A 16,062-nucleotide genomic window follows, 5' to 3' on the forward strand; every position below is an offset into this window, starting at 1 on the left:
TCACCTCACCCATATTATACTACCGAAAACATGGTTTTTTTCATTGCAAAGCAAATGTAAGGCAAATGTAAGGTTATGAGAAAGCAGGCGTAAGGATGAGGATGTAGAATGGAATTGTGATCAGAAAGGAGATGGTGATATGAACATCATACAGACAAATAAATTGACAAAGGCCTATGGAGATTTTAAGGCAGTATCCAATCTGAATCTCCATGTCCGCAGCGGCAGCGTATATGGATTTTTAGGTCCCAATGGGGCAGGGAAGTCTACGACCATGAAATTGTTTTTGGGATTGATCAAACCAACCCGGGGTAATTTTCTCATAAACGGCAGGTCATATCCTAAAGATCGGCAGGCCATTCTCAGAGAAATCGGATCCTTTATCGAAGCGCCGGCTTTTTATGCTAATCTCAGCGGCGAAGAAAATTTAGAGCTTATCCGAAAAATCTTGGGATTGCCCAAGTCGGCCGTGGAGGAGGCCCTGGAGCTTGTGGGCCTGACGGAGCATCGGAAGCGGCTGGCTAAGAAGTACTCACTGGGGATGAAACAACGGCTTGGGCTGGCGGGCGCGCTGATTGGAAAACCGCCGATTCTCATTTTGGATGAGCCCACTAATGGTTTGGATCCGGTTGGAATCCACGAGATACGAACGTTGATTCGGAATCTTCCCAAACAGTTTGACTGTACAGTATTGGTGTCTTCCCACTTGCTGCCGGAAATTGAACTGATGGCTGATGACGTGGGAATCATCAACCATGGCAGGCTTCTCTTTGAAGGCTCTCTCAAAGCTTTAAAGCAGCTGGCCGTCCAAAAAGGTTATTCCAACCAACATCTTGAGGATACCTTTTTAGCGATGATTGATGAAGATAACCAAAAAAGGGGGCGCGGTCGATGAGCGTTTTTTTAGAATTGAAAAAGGTAAAACGGACCGGACTGTTTCCCGCTTTTGCGGGAGCCGGACTGCTGGCGGCCGCCATACCTGTTGGCAATATGGCTTTTCGAGAAGATGTTTTCACATCGATGGGCGGTTCGTCTATAAAGGTTCTGATGGATGCCAACTGGCAGATGGTGGCTATGCTCAATGTTTTTATGATCGTGATCGGCGGGTGTATTGTGTATCATATAGAGTTTTCCGACAATGGTATGGAGAAGATGGAAACCTTGCCGACTAACGCCTGGGGGATTTTTTTCAGCAAGTGCATGGTTCTGCTCTCCGCATTGCTTCTAATGGCAGTTTTGGAAAGCGCTGCCTTTGCCTTCTGTCTCTGGCATTGGTTCTCTCCTTCAGAAGCAGTTTGGATCAAATTGCTTCAAACAATGGGGTTGAGCCTGGTTTTGGCAATACCGGTCATGCTTCTCATGGCCGCAGTCTCCTCTGCATGCAGGAATATGTGGGTATCTCTGGGGATCGGCGTGATCGGCATCTTTATCACAGTGGTGATTCCCGCTTCCGGTTTTCTTTCATCGCTCTTTCCATTTTCCCTTCCGTTCCGGAATTTATGCAGCATGGAGGACGGACGCGCGGTGGAATTCCTTTGGGGAGTTTTGGCGGAAAGTGTAGTGCTTGGGACGGCAGAGCTGGCTTATTTGAAGATAAGGAGGAATGTGCGGTGAATATGATAACCATGATCGATATAGAAAGGCAAAAAATCCGGCGTTCAAAAATTCTTTTGATTCTGCTGATCCCCATTGTTATTCTCTGGATTCCGATGATTATCAATGCCGATACCAATTTCAACATGCAGGAGGAGGGCATTCTGCCGGAAGACAATTTTCTGGTGCAAAGCTTTCTGGGACTGGCCTGGTTTATGTTTCCGGCCAGCTTGGTAATTGGCACCGTTTTGCTCAATCAAACAGAACGGGGAAATCATGGCATCTTGAAGATGCTTTCCCTCCCCATATCCCCGGCCAAACTGTGCATGGCAAAATTTATATTGCTGCTTCTTTTAGCTGCGATACAGATGGCTATGATGGTGCTTTGTTATTATTTAAGCGCTGCTGCAGCATCCTCAGCGGAAGATTATTCGTTTGTTCAGGATTTGGAAAAGGTGTTGAAACTGGCCGGCTCCGTTTATCTGGCGGCAGTGCCCATGGCAGCCGTATTTTGGATGATCGCTGTCTGCGTTCAAACTCCGGTTTTTTCCGTGGGGATTGGACTGGCGGCCATCGTTCCTTCGGTATTGGCCATGAACACCAGGATTTGGTTTGCTTATCCGATGTGTTACCCATTTCGGGTTGTTACCGCCAGGATGCATGAACTGGCCACGCATATGGGAACGTTTCCCTGCGAGCTGCTGCCGTGGGTCCCAACTGCCGCCATTATCACGTTTGTTTGTCTTTCTATTGCCTGCGTCCGCTTCGGGCAGGCGGAAAGGAGAGGGTGAAACTATGAGAGGAAAAGGACCGACTGCTTGCGATGCGGCCGGTCCTTCTTCTTTGTACAGGAAAGGAATAACGGATAAAGGCTTTATTTCAGGTTTTCCGGGTTGAGTCCTTTTAATTCGGGAACCACGAATAAGCCGTCTTTACGGATGAGCACATCGTCAAAGTAGATTTCGCCGCCTCCGTATTCCGGGCGCTGGATCATGACCAGATCCCAGTGAACGGCCGACTTGTTTCCATTAAATGCATCTTCATAGGCGGCTCCCGGGGTCAGATGGAAGCTGCCGGCGATTTTTTCATCAAAGAGGGTATCCTTCATGGGCTGAAGGATGTATGGGTTGACGCCCAGGGCGAACTCTCCGAAATAGCGGGCGCCTTCGTCGGTATCCAGCAGCTGGTTGATGCGGTCGTTGTTGTTGGCTGAGGCTTTGACGATTTTTCCATCTTTGACTTCAAATACAATGTTTTCAAAGGTAAAACCCTGTTCTTCCGAAGGTGTGTTGTAAGAAATGGTTCCATTCATAGATTCTTTTACTGGAGCCGTGTAGACTTCGCCGTCGGGGATGTTGCACTCGCCGGCGCATTTTACGGCGGGGATATCCTTGATGGAAAAGGTCAAATCCGTATCCGGTCCTTTGATCTGGACTTTATCCGTTTTGTTCATCAGATCTACCAGCCCATCCATGGCCGTGCTCATCTTCTGATAGTCAAGGGTGCAGACATCAAAATAAAAATCTTCAAAGGCTTCCAGACTGGTATTGGCCAGCTGAGCCATGGAGCTGTTTGGGTATCTTGCGATGACCCACTTGGTCTTATTCACCCGGTAGTCCAGTACCGGCCGGGTCAGCTTGCTGTACATGTTCAGCTTTTCGGAAGGCACGTCCGCCATTTCCGCCGTATTATCGCCGGCCTTCACTGCGATATAGGCCTGCATGCCTTTCATCTGCGCCAACTGATATTCGTTCATAAACTCAATCTGTTCTTCCTGGCATCCCAGCAGAATCTCTCTTGTTACGGCAGAGTCCCGAAGCTCCGCGTAGGGCAGGCCGCCGCAGGCGTATACATCCTTGATGATTTGGCGGATCAGCGGTTTGCAGCAGTCTCCTTCATAGGTGATCAACACTTTTTCCCCCTTCTGTACGTTACAGGAATAGTGGACCAGCAGATCCGACAGCTTTTTTATTCTCGTATCCATAATCAAACTCCTTTAAATTCTATATACTGGTAGATATTATACCCTAAGTGGGCGGATTTTAAAAGAATTAGTGTTGCATGCAGGTTCAGGAAACATTAAAATGAGAGGCAAGGAGAGAAAAGATGCGACATATTTTTGTGATCAATCCACTGGCCGGAAAAAAGGGAAAGAAACAGAAACTGGAAGAGCAGATCCGATCTGCTTCGGAGCGGCTGGGGGAAGCTGCTGAAATCTATGAAACCCGATCTCAGGGAGATGGCGAACGATTCGTTCGAACGATCTGCCAGGAAAAAGAGGCCGGTGAAAATATCCGTTTTTACGCCTGCGGCGGAGACGGGGCTTTGAATGAAGTGGTCAACGGGGCCGTCGGGTTTGAGGGTGTGGAGGTGGGCTGCGTGCCGCTGGGAACGGGCAACGATTATGTGAGAAACTATGCTTCACCCCAGGAATTCCTGGATATTGAAGCCCAATTGCGCGGTCAGGCACGCAGCAGCGATTTGATTCGCTATGAGGCAGAAAGGAAAGGACAAGCCGGGGAAAGCAGATATTGCGTGAATATGTTCAATATTGGATTTGACTGCAATGTGGTGGATCAGACCAGCCGCGCCAAAAACTGGCCGCTGGTGAAGGGTTCATTTGCCTATTTGCTGTCGGTGGCCATTATTTTGGTTAAAAAGAAAGGCGCTGATCTGAAGGTTTTCTATGAGGACGGAAGTGCCTTTGACGGCAAGCTGCTTTTGATCGCAGTCGCCAACGGATGTTACTGTGGGGGAGGCGTAAAGGGACTGCCTCTTTCCAAGGTGGACGATGGATTGATGGATGTGAGCTTGATCAAAAATGTTCCTCGAAGGACCTTTATCCGGCTGTTTCCCAAATACGCCAAAGGAACCCATCTAGCAGACCGAAAAGCGCCGGAAATCATTGATTATCGAACCTGCAGGCGATTGAAAATCTGGGCCAATCAGGGCTTAATGAAGCTTTGTGTAGATGGCGAAATCATCGACACAGAAAAAGTCACTTTTGAAATAGCGCCCAGGGCCATGAGCTTTTCCGTACCCGCAGGAGTGTGAAGCGGCCGCAAAGGGTTGTTTGGAAAAAATGCGAATGATATTCCAAAACCTTGACAAACTAAACAAGAATGAAACTTGCGACTGCAAGTCATATGTTTTGTTAAGGGAGAGAAGTATGAATAAATATAAGGAATATCTCGATGCATTTCGAAAAAAGCTGCCTTTGGGAGAAAGCTTTGATGTTTTGGAAAGAAATATCAGTATCGGCGGCAAAGAAACGACAATCTTTTTTATCGATGGACTGGTAAACGGTGAGGTCATGCAGAGGGTCATGTCTTATCTGCTGCGGGTGCCGCCGGAGAAAATGAAGGATGTCCATACCTCGAAAACGTTTATTGAACGCAATCTTCCTTTTTTAGATACATTGACAGAAACGGATATCGATAAAGCGCTCAAGCATTTTTATTCCGGCCTCATACCCTTTATTATTGACGGCCTGGATGAAATTATCATTATCGATATCAGAGAATATCCCGCCAGGAGCGTGCAGGAGCCGGCCAAGGAGAAGTCTCTGCGAGGGGCAAAGGACGGCTTTACGGAGACCTTGATGACCAATGTAGCCTTAATACGGCGCAGACTTCGGGATAGCAATTTGATTTTCAAGGGCTTTATTGTGGGCAATGAGAGCAAGAGCGACGTCTGCCTGGTCTATATGAAAGGAAAGGCCGATCCAAAGCTGGTCGACCAGCTTTCCGATGAATTGAATAAATTGAAGCTGGAAACGACAACAGTGGGGGAACAAACGCTGATTGATGCTATGGGCAAACTGCAGGGAAAGCGGGGAGGCCGCAGGGGAGGCTGGCTGAACCCCTTCCCCAAGGTTCGGTATACCCAGAGGCCGGATGTGATTTCGGCCCATGTGGCGGAAGGAAAGCTTGCGATCATCACCGACAATTCGCCGACGGTCATCTTAATTCCGGCAGGAATCTTCGACTTTGTCCAGGATGTGGATGATTATTATTTCCCCGTTGTTACAGGCAATTATTTCCGCCTTCTGCGAATTGCCAATGCGCTGGTGATCTTGTTTCTAACACCGGTGTATCTGCTGGTGAGCCAAGGCGATATTCCAATTCCTATTAACGAGACCTTTTTCGTGCCCGATGAAGAATTTGCAATCTCGTTATTCTGGCAGTTTATCCTCCTTGAGCTGGCCATCGACGGGCTGAAGCTTGCTTCCCTCAATACACCGGAATCCCTGGGAATGTCCCTTTCCGTCATCGGAGCATTGATATTGGGCGAGTTCTCCATATCATCCGGCTGGTTCATTCCGCAAACCATTCTCTGCATGGCCGTGGTGGCGCTGGCCAGCTTTACCCAGCCCAGCATCGAGCTGGGGTATGCAGTGAAATTCATGCGTATTCTGATTTTGATCGGGGCTGCGGTCTATGGAATCTGGGGTGCGGTCATCGGCCTGGCCGTGGGCCTTTTGTTCATGGTTTCCACAAAGACCCTGGCAGGGACCAGCTATCTGTATCCGCTGATCCCGTTTGATAAAAAAGCTTTAAAAAAATTACTGTTTCGAACAAAAGAATAATTTATATTTTAGCATATTGTCTTGAATCGGGATTCTATTTGATGCGGCTTGCGTTGTATACTATTCTAATCAGATTGGTAGTAGAGCCGCATCAAACATTAGGCCCGAAAAAAACAACGTCTGCGCCATACAAAATATAGACTCTTTGCTATCTACTTACAAAAACACCTGAATTTATTACAAAGCCATAAATCTAGGTGTTTTTTTGTGATAAAAGATGCTGGATGCAGCTCGCATCTTACCTGCATATTCTTCAGAAGGGAGTAATAAAATAGAAAGAATGATAAGGAGGGAATATGGCCATTAAGGATGAACTGCTGTTTGATTTTGCGATCAATATGCCCAGGGTACTGGTCAGCGGCAATACGGTTATTTTGGACAATGTAAAAAAATTGGTACTGCTTAGTAGAGATCAAATCATCGTTCATAATGGGCAGCGATTTACTTCTGTTGTAGGAAAAGATCTGACCATAAAAGAACTGAAAGACGAAAGGATGCTGATCACAGGTGACTTGGAACAACTCCAGTTTTACGGAACACTACAAGAAGATAAGAGTTGAAGGTTTTCAGCTGGATAAGCTGATCGACAAGTGCATAAAGAACCGGGTTCAACTCAAGGGCGTAACATTCGTAAGTGATTTGGAACTGACGATGATGGTCAGCAGCCAAGACTTTAAAAAGCTGAAAAAGCTGGCCAAGAGTACCTATAAAATTACGGTAATTTCCGACGGTGGATACGGGTATGCTTTGATGGGCCTGTGGAAACGAAAAGTCACGATTATAGGGGTGGTGCTATTTTTGGCGTTTTTTTACTATCAGAGCCTTTTTATCGTGGAAATTCAAATTGACGGGTACGAAAAGATCGATGAGCCTCAGCTGCGCCAAACCTTGGCCGAGGCCGGGCTGTACGAAGGGTGCAAGAAAAATATCGATGTAGGCAAGGTTAAAATAAAGTTGTATGAAGATTACGATGAAATTTCCTGGGTAGGTATTGATTTTACCGGAAATCTGGCAAAAGTCACTATCGCCGAAGGTGCAAAGCCAGTAAAGACCAAAGTTGAGGACAAAAAGCCCTGCGATATCGTAGCCGATAAAGCGGGATATATCAGCAAAGTCATTCCGATTGAAGGCGTGCGGGCTGTGAAAGACGGGGCCTATGTAAAAAAAGGCGATATCTTAATTACAGGAACGGTACCTTTGCGGAATGTGGCCTACGGCACTGATTCTGAAAACGAAACAAAAACCTACGTCCATGCAGAAGGGACGGTGGAAGCTAAAATACCGGAACGTTTGAATTTTTATGCAGAGAGGTATAAGAGAATCAAGACCGGGACAGGAAAGAAGATATGGGGACTTTCTTTCAACGGCCATAACCTTGCCAAGGCCGTCAATCCTTATGAGGTTTCCAGAGTAAAGACAAAGAATTTGATTAATCTGGTCAAACCGTTTCGGCTGAAAATCGACGCAGTAACCGTGGAACAAGTGACTTTAAGTCAGACCGAAGTTAAAAATGAGGAACTGACAAAGACAGTAAATGCCGCGATTCGACAGTATGCAAAAGAAAATTTACCGCAAAAAGCACAAATTCTCAATAAAAGTTTGAATTTTTCCCGGGAAAAAAATATAATAACAATAGGTGTGACATTAGAAACCTTACAGCAAATAGGAACAGAAGAGGAGATCATAGTTGATAAACAAGACGGAAAAGATAAAAAAGATCGTGATCAGCGAGGAGATCGACCGCAGTGAGCTCTTTGGAAATCTGGATTCCAACATTCGAATTATAAAGGAAAATATGGATGTGGATATCATGCAGCGGGATAATGAGCTGATTTTAAGAGGCCAGGATACAGACCGGGCTGAATCAGTTATTAAGGAATTAACGGAGATCATGAAAAAAGGCGAAACGCTGGATGAACAGAAGATCAATTATGTCATTGCGCTGAAGGATGAAGGGCTTTCTTATGAAGAAAGCAAGATAGATAAAGATATCATCTGCTTTACTCATAAAGGCAAACCGCTAAAACCAAAGACTCTGGGTCAAAAAAAATATGTCGAGAGCATTCGCAAGCGGGATATTGTATTCGGAATCGGCCCGGCAGGCACAGGAAAAACCTATATCGCAGTAGCAATGGCCGTCCATGCCTTTAAGAATAAAGAAGTGCAGAAGATCATTCTGACCCGGCCGGCTGTGGAAGCAGGTGAAAGGCTGGGCTTCCTGCCGGGAGATATGCAGGAAAAAGTTGATCCATATCTGAGGCCCCTATATGATGCCCTTTACGATGTTTTGGGCAGAGAAAGCGCCCTCCGCTTAAAAGAAAAAGAAGCGATCGAGGTGGTGCCGCTGGCATACATGCGGGGCCGGACGCTGGACAATTCCTTCATTATTTTAGACGAGGCACAGAATACAACCCGCGAACAAATGAAGATGTTTCTAACCAGAATGGGTTTTGGATCCAAGATCGTCGTCACTGGCGACGTGACCCAGATCGATCTGCCCAGAGGCAAGCGGTCAGGTCTTGTGGAAGCGTCCAAGATTTTAAAACATGTGCGGGGCATTGATTTCTGCTATTTGAAAGATGTGGATGTTGTCAGGCATGAATTAGTTAAGAAGATTATCGGCGCTTATGATAAATATTATCAGGCAAATCCCGAACCGGAGGAGGAATAAATGAACATTATATGCGACCCGGAAAGAAAACCGGGAGATAAGCTCCTCGCCAAGATGGAGGAAGGGGCGGTCATCTGTGTAGAGTCTGAGGGCATTCCTTCTGATCGTGTAGAGGTGAGCCTGACCTTCGTCAGCCCGGAGGAGATTCAGCAGCTGAACAGCATGTATCGGGGAGTGGATAAAGTCACCGATGTGTTGTCCTTCCCCCAATACGAGGATCTGAATCAGCTTCCTGAGGAAGGCGGAATCCCTTTGGGTGATGTGGTTATCTGTACGCAGCAGGCATTGATCCAAGCGGATGAATACGGCCATTCCAATGAGCGGGAGATGGTTTATTTATTTGTGCACAGCATTTGCCATTTGCTGGGCTACGACCATATGGACGAAGAGGACAAGCAGGAAATGCGGGCGAAAGAGGACCAGGTTATGGAGAAGATTCAGGTGGAAAGGTGAGCGGTATGGAATACAAAGAACTATTCAAGATAGCCGATCAGGTCAAAGAAAACGCATACGTACCCTTTTCAAAGTTCCAGGTTGGCGCTGCGCTTTTGACAAAAGACGGACAAGTGTATACCGGCGTCAATGTGGAAAATTCATCCTATGGCGGCACGATCTGCGCTGAGAGGACGGCCTTTGTTAAAGCTATTTCAGAAGGAAAGCGGCAGTTTTCTGCCATTGCCATCGCTTCCAGCGGCGGTGAAGCTCTTCCTTGCGGAATCTGCCGGCAATTTATGTACGAATTTTGCCCGGAGCTAGACGTTATTACAGGAAAAGATGAAAACAGCCTCAGGGTGCAGCCTCTAAATGTTCTGCTTCCGGAAGGCTTTCGATTGGAGAAAGAATGAAATCAGGATTTATTAGTATCGTAGGCAGGCCGAATGTTGGAAAATCAACCCTGCTTAATTCCATCTTGGGAGAAAAGATTGCCATTACCACAAGCAAGCCGCAGACTACCAGAAATACCATTCGGGGAATCTATACCCGCAGCGGGCAGGAAAAGCAGGACGATCTGCAAATGATCTTTATCGATACCCCCGGGATTCACAAGCCGAAAAATAAGCTGGGCGACTTTATGACCGAGTCGGCAATCGGCACCTTTAAAGAAGTGGATGCGGTGATTTTGATCGTCGATGATAAGTTGAGTGCAGGTCCGGGAGATAAATACATTCTGGATCTTCTGCGGCAAATCACCACGCCTAAAATCTTAGTCATTAACAAGATCGACCAGCTGGATCCGGATGATTTCCTGCAGATTTATAAAGAGTACGAGGAGACGGGAGTGTTTTCCAAGATTATCGGAACCTCTGCCACAGAAGGGAAAAATGTAGGCGATGTCATCGAGGCTGCTGCTGAATTTATGGAAGATGGGCCGATGTATTTCCCGGAAGATATGGTTACAGATCATCCGGAGCGTTTCATTGTCAGTGAGATTATTCGTGAAAAGCTGCTGCTTTATTTGCAGGAAGAAGTGCCTCACGGTGTAGCCGTGGAGATCGAAAGCTACAAGGAAACTCCTAAGATTACAAAAATTGGGGCTGTCATCTATTGCGAAAAAAAGTCTCATAAGGGAATTATCATTGGCAAAGAAGGCAGAAAATTGAAAGGTGTTGGAAAGAGCGCCCGTGAAGAGATCGAGGCTCTGCTGGGGACGAAAGTGTTTTTGGAACTGTGGGTAAAAGTGAAGGAAAATTGGAGGGACAGCGACTTTGCGCTATCCAATTTTGGGTACAAGGAGTAAATGTAAATAAATGTAAATAATATATCTAAATCTATAGACGAGCGATTCCATTTGTGCTACAATAAAACATACTATTCTAACCATCGGAATGCGGCGTTGCCGCAAGGAAGAAAATAGTGAATCTTGCTGCAACGCAGCTTGCAAGCAATCTAAGAAACGGTATTTTCCAGTTGTGAAAGGGGTAACATGATGGAAGATAAAGTCCTAAACATTTTATTAGAAGTACAATCCGGGTTGCAAAAGCTTGAGACCCAAGTGAAAGATCTGTGTTTGGAGATGGAAGACATGCGCTCGGAGATGAAAGACATGCGCTCGGAGATGAAAGACATGCGCTCGGAGATGAAAGACATGCGCTCCGATATAGAAGTGTTAAAAGAGGATATGGTGAACGTAAAATCTGATATTGTATTGCTGAAATCAGAAGTGTACGACATAAGGGTTGAACTTAGAGAGCTTTCAGAACGAGAAGAGCGCCACTATTATATGCTTCAGAACAGCATTAGTGATGCATTTGAATCAATCAAGATCTTAGATCGAAAAAAGCTGGATAAGGAAGCTTTGAAGAAAATAATCTAACAGATAAAAATGCAAAATATGACCGTATTTAAATGGCTGCCCGTAAGTTAGAACTAAAATCTAGCTTGAGGGCAGTTGCTTTTTTTTTCAGCAAGTTTGCCTCAGAACTTCCTTTTCAATACGTTCTCAATCTTTTCATTTGTGAAAGGGAGCAGGCGGAGAGCATAGATAACTGGTTGGAATTTTCAGAATTATACATAAATAATATTTATGACACGATAAACTTTAATAATTAGACAAAACGGTGAATAAGGTAGACAATATAAGAAATCAATATAACATTAGAGAGGATCCAAAGGAGGCTTTGATATGGGCTATAAACTGGATTTTGAGGAGGCAGATCGCATCTTTGACGCACTGCGGGATGAGTTCGAGATCTGGGCTCCGAAAAGATTCGTCGGTAAGGGGAGATACTCTGATACCGATATCATTCGTTACGATCAAGTACATACGGCAGGAGAAATCGAGTTTCACGAAAAGTCGGATTTTCCGGCAAAAGAAGTTTTAACACCGATTACGGAGACCTTGTTTTATTTCACAGAAGACGAGTACAGGGCTAGTAAAGAAACGAAAAAGAAATTGCTTATTTTTATGCGGCCCTGTGATGTGCATGCAAAATACCATCAGGAAAAGATTTATCTGCAGAACGGAGACTTTGCCGATTCCTATTACCAGCGAATGAGTGAGAAAGTTAAGGTTGTGCTGATGGAATGCGGTGAAGGCTGGGATACCTGCTTCTGTTCCAGCATGGGTACGAATCGGACAGAAGACTATGCTGCTGCCGTACGGGAGGATCAAGGAACGCTGCTAATACAAGTAAAGGATGAAGCGCTGGAGTCTTATTTCCGGGATTGCGCCTCTGCTTCGTTTGCGCCTTCATTTGTTGAAAACAACCAACTTCAGGTATCCATTCCGGAAATACCGGATCAGGAGGTTTTGACTGAATTAAAGAGCCATTCCATGTGGGACGAATTTAATAAACGCTGTGTTTCCTGCGGAGCCTGTACCCTCGCATGCAGTACATGTACCTGCTTTACTGCCAGCGATATTATCTATCAGGAGAATACAAGCGCCGGCGAACGCAAGCGGACTTCCGCATCGTGCCAAATTAAAGGATTTACCGATATGGCAGGGGGGATTGTATTCCGTGATTCTGCGGGAGAACGAATGAGATATAAAGTTCTTCATAAATTCCATGATTACAAGGCCCGCTTCCACGATTTTCATATGTGTGTCGGATGCGGCAGATGCATCAGCCGATGCCCGGAATTGATTTCGATTGCAGCTACAGTAGAGAAAATGGCTGCTGCTGTGGATGAAATCACAGCCAAACGCAGTGCAGAAGGAGGAAGATAATCATGGATAATATCATTCAGCCCGTAGCCTGTGAGATCTTGGATATCAAACAGGAAAGCAAGCAAGAATATACCTTTAAAGTAAAGACCGATATCCGGCCTGCCCACGGTCAGTTCCTCCAGCTTTCAATCCCCAAAATAGGAGAGGCGCCCATATCGGTCAGCAGTTTTGGCGATGGATGGATGGAGTTTACCATTCGTTCCGTTGGAAAAGTTACCAATGAGATTTTCGCAAAGCGTCCGGGAGATGAGCTGTTCCTGAGGGGTGCGTATGGAAACGGGTGGCCGATGGAAACCTTCCAGAGGAAACATATGGTTATCATTACGGGAGGAACCGGGCTGGCCCCTGTCAGAAGTATGCTGCGCAAGTTTGAGCAAGAACCGGATTTTACGAAAAGTGTTCATTTGATCTGCGGATTTAAAAATCAAGAGGGGATCCTGTTTCGTAATGAATTGGAAACGTGGAAAAATCATTTTTCAACTATATATGCATTGGATAACGAAAACTTTCCAGGCTGGCGCAAAGGCTTTGTGACGGAATTTGTCAAAGAAATCCCCTTTGACACGTTCGGTGATGCATACGAAGTAGTTGTGGTCGGTCCGCCGCCGATGATGAAATTTACCGCTATGGAATGTACCAAATGCGGCGTGCCGGATGAAAAAATTTGGCTTTCCTTTGAACGCAAGATGTCCTGTGCGGTAGGAAAGTGCGGCCACTGTCGGATCGATGAAGTTTATGTATGTCTGGATGGGCCGACGTTTAATTATACCCGGGCCAAATATTTGGTGGATTAAGGGAAGGAGGTAATGGAAATGAATCATGATATTGATGTAAAGAAAGTTCGCACCAACTGTTTCCGCCAGTCCAAGGTGCCGGGCGAATTTATGCTGCAAATGCGCGTGCCCGGTGCAGTGATCAATGCCCAGCATTTGAAAACAGTAGCAGAGATTTGCCAGCGGTGGGGAAACGGATCCTTTCATATGGGAACCCGCCAAACTTTGGATGTACCAGGAATTAAATACGAAAATATTGAAAAGGTCAATGAATACATCCGAGAATATATCGAGGAAGTGGATGTGACCATCTGCGGATGCGACATGGAAGCGACTCAGTATGGTTATCCCACCATCGGCGCTCGTAATGTTATGGCATGCATTGGCAACACCCATTGCATAAAAGGAAATGCCAATACCTATGAGATGGCGAAAAAAATTGAAAAGCTGGTATTTCCGTCCCACTATCATATTAAAGTTTCCGTAGCCGGATGCCCCAACGACTGTGCCAAGGCCAATTTTAATGATTTTGGGGTGATCGGAATCAATAAACAAGTTTATGATTACGATCGCTGTATTGGCTGCGGCTCTTGTGTTGATGCATGTCAATCTCATGCAACCGGTGTCCTGTCTCTTAATGAAAATGGAAAAATCGACAAGGACCCATGCTGCTGCGTTGGCTGCGGAGAATGCACATTAATCTGTCCGACGGGAGGATGGACCCGGGATCCAAAGAAATTATACCGAGTTACCTTGGGAGGAAGAACGGGAAAACAGACGCCCAGATCCGGCAAACTGTTTCTCAACTGGGTCACAGAAGAGGTGGTTCTGGGAATGTTTGCAAACTGGCAGAAATTTTCTGCTTGGGCCCTGGACTACAAACCGGAATATCTCCACGGAGGCCATCTGATTGATCGGGTAGGATATAAAGAGTTTGTAAAACATATCTTTGAAGGCGTGGAATTCAATCCGGAGGCAAAGGTAGCCGATGATATTTACTGGGCGGAAAACGAGCAGCGGAGCAATATCCATGTCATGCCTCTTTCCCAGCATAAACATGCGGGACCTCAGGAAAAATCAATGAAATAAACGGTAGCAGCTTTCAATGATTGAGTCCCATTTGATTGGAGCTTAGTGCTGCGGAGGATCCATATACACGAAAAACCGGTTTTCAACTATGAAGCCGGTTTTTTCACGGTCCTGTAACTATTGTTGAATTTCAGTGGATGTGGTAAACTAAAGGACAATGATTCGCAGAAAGGAGCCCAACTATGATCACAGATACGGAAGGCATCATACTCAAACAGATAAAAGCCGCATATGGACGCCGTATGGTCCTATTGTTTTCAAAAAAATACGGAAAGATCAGCGCGGGAACCAGCATCAGCGAAAAGGGCAGGAATAAATCGGCGCTGGCTATGCGCCCCTTCACTTACGGCCGCTACGAACTCTTTAAAAACAGAGACAGCTACAATATCAACGGCGCGGAAGTGCTAAAAAGCTACTATCGGATCGGGGAAGATGTAGACAAGTATATGAACAGCTCCTACGTTTTGGAATTTACCGAAAAACTGCTGGTGGAAGAACAACCCTCACAGGCCTTGTTCAGTCTGATTTTGGACTTTTTTAGCGTCATGGAAAAACGGCAAAAAAGCCATGGAACCTTGGTTTTGGGTTATGAAGTAAAAGCACTGAAGATCATGGGGGTTATGCCCCGATTGGATCGGTGCTGCCTCTGCGGACAATTCTGCGGCCAGGAAAATCCGCCGGTGTATCTCAGCATAAAAGATGGAGGGATTATCTGCGAAAAATGCGGTACTGCCGTTGAAATTAGTAGCAATGATACATTGATTTATCCGATTAGTTTTGGTATAGTAGATATATTAAAGTACTTTGCGGACAATTCTCTGAAAAACTTTGAACTTCTGGCTTTGGATGAGAAGGTCCAAAAAAAGCTGCAGGCCATGATCAGGCGGTATGCAGCGTATCATTTAGATATTGGTGATTTAAAGAGCGAAAGCTTTTTAACGGAGTATTAATACCAGGAGGTTGAACATGGAGATTACATTAGAAAAGATTGAATTAGTCAAGGACAGAACAGGTGTGAGCTATGCGGAAGCAAAGGAAGCACTGGAAGCTGCTGATGGCAGTGTAGTAGATGCGATTATCAGCATCGAGGAGACTATTGACAGCAAGGAAAGCAAATCCTTCAGCAGACAGGGGACTGCCGTATTGGATAACCTGAAAGAACTGATCAAGAAGGGAAACGTTTCCAAGATCGTTGTAAAAAGAGAGGATGAGGTAATCCTCAACATCCCGGTGAACCTGGGAATTATCGGAACAGTCGTTGCTCCGTGGGGCGCTGTTTTAGGTGTGATCGCGGCGTTTGGATTCAAATGTACCGTTGAAGTTGTAAAAGATGACGGTACGATCATCGATGTAAGCGATACAGTTTCCGATACAGTAGAGAACGTAGTTGAAAAGGGCAGCGTTGTGGCCGATGAAGTGAAAGAAAAGGGGTCCGATCTTTATCAGGACGTAAAGGAAAGAAGTTCCGACATTTATCAGAATGCCAAAGCAAAGGCCTCCGATGCCATCAGTAAAGTAAAGAAAGAAAAAGAAGACATCGATTTTTCCAGCTGCTTTGATGAAGCGGGCGATATTGCAGATGATATTAAGGATGAAGCAGAAGAGATCATTGATGACTTGGAAGATGGTGTAGAAGACATCAAAGAGAATATCGAAGATAAACTCAACGATAAATAAA

18 protein-coding genes are annotated in these 16,062 nt (G+C 45.7%); 17 read left to right on the forward strand and 1 reads right to left on the reverse strand.

Annotated features, from left to right (window positions below; genetic code table 11):
- Positions 1-139 precede the first annotated feature (139 nt).
- From LG211_RS12060 to LG211_RS12070, 3 genes are read left to right on the forward strand one after another with little or no spacing between them, the layout of a single operon-like run.
- Positions 140-895: an ABC transporter ATP-binding protein gene (locus LG211_RS12060; RefSeq protein WP_148395865.1), complete on the forward strand. Its 756-nt coding sequence runs from the start codon at positions 140-142 to the stop codon at positions 893-895.
- Positions 892-1,614 (forward strand): ABC transporter permease, encoded by a 723-nt coding sequence (locus LG211_RS12065; RefSeq protein ID WP_269477606.1) that lies wholly within the window; start codon positions 892-894, stop codon positions 1,612-1,614. Before LG211_RS12060 ends, LG211_RS12065 begins: the two co-directional genes overlap by 4 nt.
- A 2-nt stretch (positions 1,615-1,616) precedes the next feature.
- Positions 1,617-2,384, forward strand: a complete 768-nt coding sequence (locus tag LG211_RS12070) for an ABC transporter permease (protein ID WP_265333481.1) — start codon at positions 1,617-1,619, stop codon at positions 2,382-2,384.
- A gap of 83 nt (positions 2,385-2,467) precedes the next feature.
- Here LG211_RS12070 and LG211_RS12075 read toward each other — a convergent pair whose 3' ends face one another.
- The gene (locus tag LG211_RS12075; RefSeq protein WP_148395862.1) at positions 2,468-3,577 is read right to left on the reverse strand and encodes an aminopeptidase; all 1,110 of its coding nucleotides are present in this window, start codon (positions 3,575-3,577) and stop codon (positions 2,468-2,470) included.
- Positions 3,578-3,699: 122 nt separating this feature from the next.
- On the opposite strand from LG211_RS12075, the gene LG211_RS12080 reads away from it, so the two are divergent.
- The 14 genes from LG211_RS12080 to LG211_RS12145 all read left to right on the forward strand — a co-directional run bounded on the left by LG211_RS12080 (position 3,700) and on the right by LG211_RS12145 (position 16,061).
- On the forward strand, positions 3,700-4,647 hold the full coding sequence (locus LG211_RS12080) for a diacylglycerol/lipid kinase family protein (protein ID WP_269477607.1): 948 nt from the start codon (positions 3,700-3,702) through the stop codon (positions 4,645-4,647).
- Between the two features lie 115 nt (positions 4,648-4,762).
- A complete protein-coding gene (locus tag LG211_RS12085; protein ID WP_148395860.1) occupies positions 4,763-6,181 on the forward strand; it encodes a spore germination protein in 1,419 nt (472 codons plus the stop codon).
- Between the two features lie 296 nt (positions 6,182-6,477).
- Positions 6,478-6,741 carry a YabP/YqfC family sporulation protein gene (locus LG211_RS12090; RefSeq protein WP_148395859.1) on the forward strand — a complete coding sequence of 88 codons (264 nt, stop codon included), beginning with the start codon at positions 6,478-6,480 and terminating at the stop codon, positions 6,739-6,741.
- Positions 6,689-7,930, forward strand: a complete 1,242-nt coding sequence (locus tag LG211_RS12095) for a sporulation protein YqfD (RefSeq protein WP_148395858.1) — start codon at positions 6,689-6,691, stop codon at positions 7,928-7,930. The genes LG211_RS12090 and LG211_RS12095 overlap by 53 nt, the downstream gene beginning before the upstream one ends.
- On the forward strand, positions 7,872-8,852 hold the full coding sequence (locus tag LG211_RS12100) for a PhoH family protein (RefSeq protein ID WP_227755412.1): 981 nt from the start codon (positions 7,872-7,874) through the stop codon (positions 8,850-8,852). The genes LG211_RS12095 and LG211_RS12100 overlap by 59 nt, the downstream gene beginning before the upstream one ends.
- On the forward strand, positions 8,853-9,305 hold the full coding sequence (gene ybeY / locus LG211_RS12105; RefSeq protein ID WP_148395857.1) for an rRNA maturation RNase YbeY: 453 nt from the start codon (positions 8,853-8,855) through the stop codon (positions 9,303-9,305).
- Positions 9,306-9,310: 5 nt separating this feature from the next.
- On the forward strand, positions 9,311-9,697 hold the full coding sequence (cdd, locus tag LG211_RS12110; RefSeq protein ID WP_227755329.1) for a cytidine deaminase: 387 nt from the start codon (positions 9,311-9,313) through the stop codon (positions 9,695-9,697).
- Complete coding sequence (era, locus tag LG211_RS12115; protein WP_148395855.1) at positions 9,694-10,590, forward strand: GTPase Era; 897 nt, start codon at positions 9,694-9,696, stop codon at positions 10,588-10,590. Before cdd ends, era begins: the two co-directional genes overlap by 4 nt.
- A gap of 186 nt (positions 10,591-10,776) precedes the next feature.
- Positions 10,777-11,166: a hypothetical protein gene (locus LG211_RS12120; protein WP_269477608.1), complete on the forward strand. Its 390-nt coding sequence runs from the start codon at positions 10,777-10,779 to the stop codon at positions 11,164-11,166.
- Between the two features lie 309 nt (positions 11,167-11,475).
- Positions 11,476-12,522 (forward strand): anaerobic sulfite reductase subunit AsrA, encoded by a 1,047-nt coding sequence (gene asrA, locus LG211_RS12125; RefSeq protein ID WP_148395853.1) that lies wholly within the window; start codon positions 11,476-11,478, stop codon positions 12,520-12,522.
- A 2-nt stretch (positions 12,523-12,524) separates the two neighbouring features.
- Complete coding sequence (asrB, locus tag LG211_RS12130; RefSeq protein WP_148395852.1) at positions 12,525-13,316, forward strand: anaerobic sulfite reductase subunit AsrB; 792 nt, start codon at positions 12,525-12,527, stop codon at positions 13,314-13,316.
- An 18-nt stretch (positions 13,317-13,334) separates the two neighbouring features.
- The gene (gene asrC, locus LG211_RS12135; RefSeq protein ID WP_148395851.1) at positions 13,335-14,384 is read left to right on the forward strand and encodes a sulfite reductase subunit C; all 1,050 of its coding nucleotides are present in this window, start codon (positions 13,335-13,337) and stop codon (positions 14,382-14,384) included.
- 182 nt (positions 14,385-14,566) lie between these two features.
- A complete protein-coding gene (recO, locus tag LG211_RS12140; protein WP_148395850.1) occupies positions 14,567-15,334 on the forward strand; it encodes a DNA repair protein RecO in 768 nt (255 codons plus the stop codon).
- Between the two features lie 16 nt (positions 15,335-15,350).
- Positions 15,351-16,061, forward strand: coding sequence for a DUF4342 domain-containing protein (locus LG211_RS12145; protein ID WP_148395849.1), 711 nt, complete (start codon positions 15,351-15,353; stop codon positions 16,059-16,061).
- Position 16,062 lies beyond the last annotated feature (1 nt).

This window comes from Hominibacterium faecale (assembly GCF_020734085.1).
Classification (GTDB): domain Bacteria; phylum Bacillota; class Clostridia; order Peptostreptococcales; family Anaerovoracaceae; genus Hominibacterium; species Hominibacterium faecale.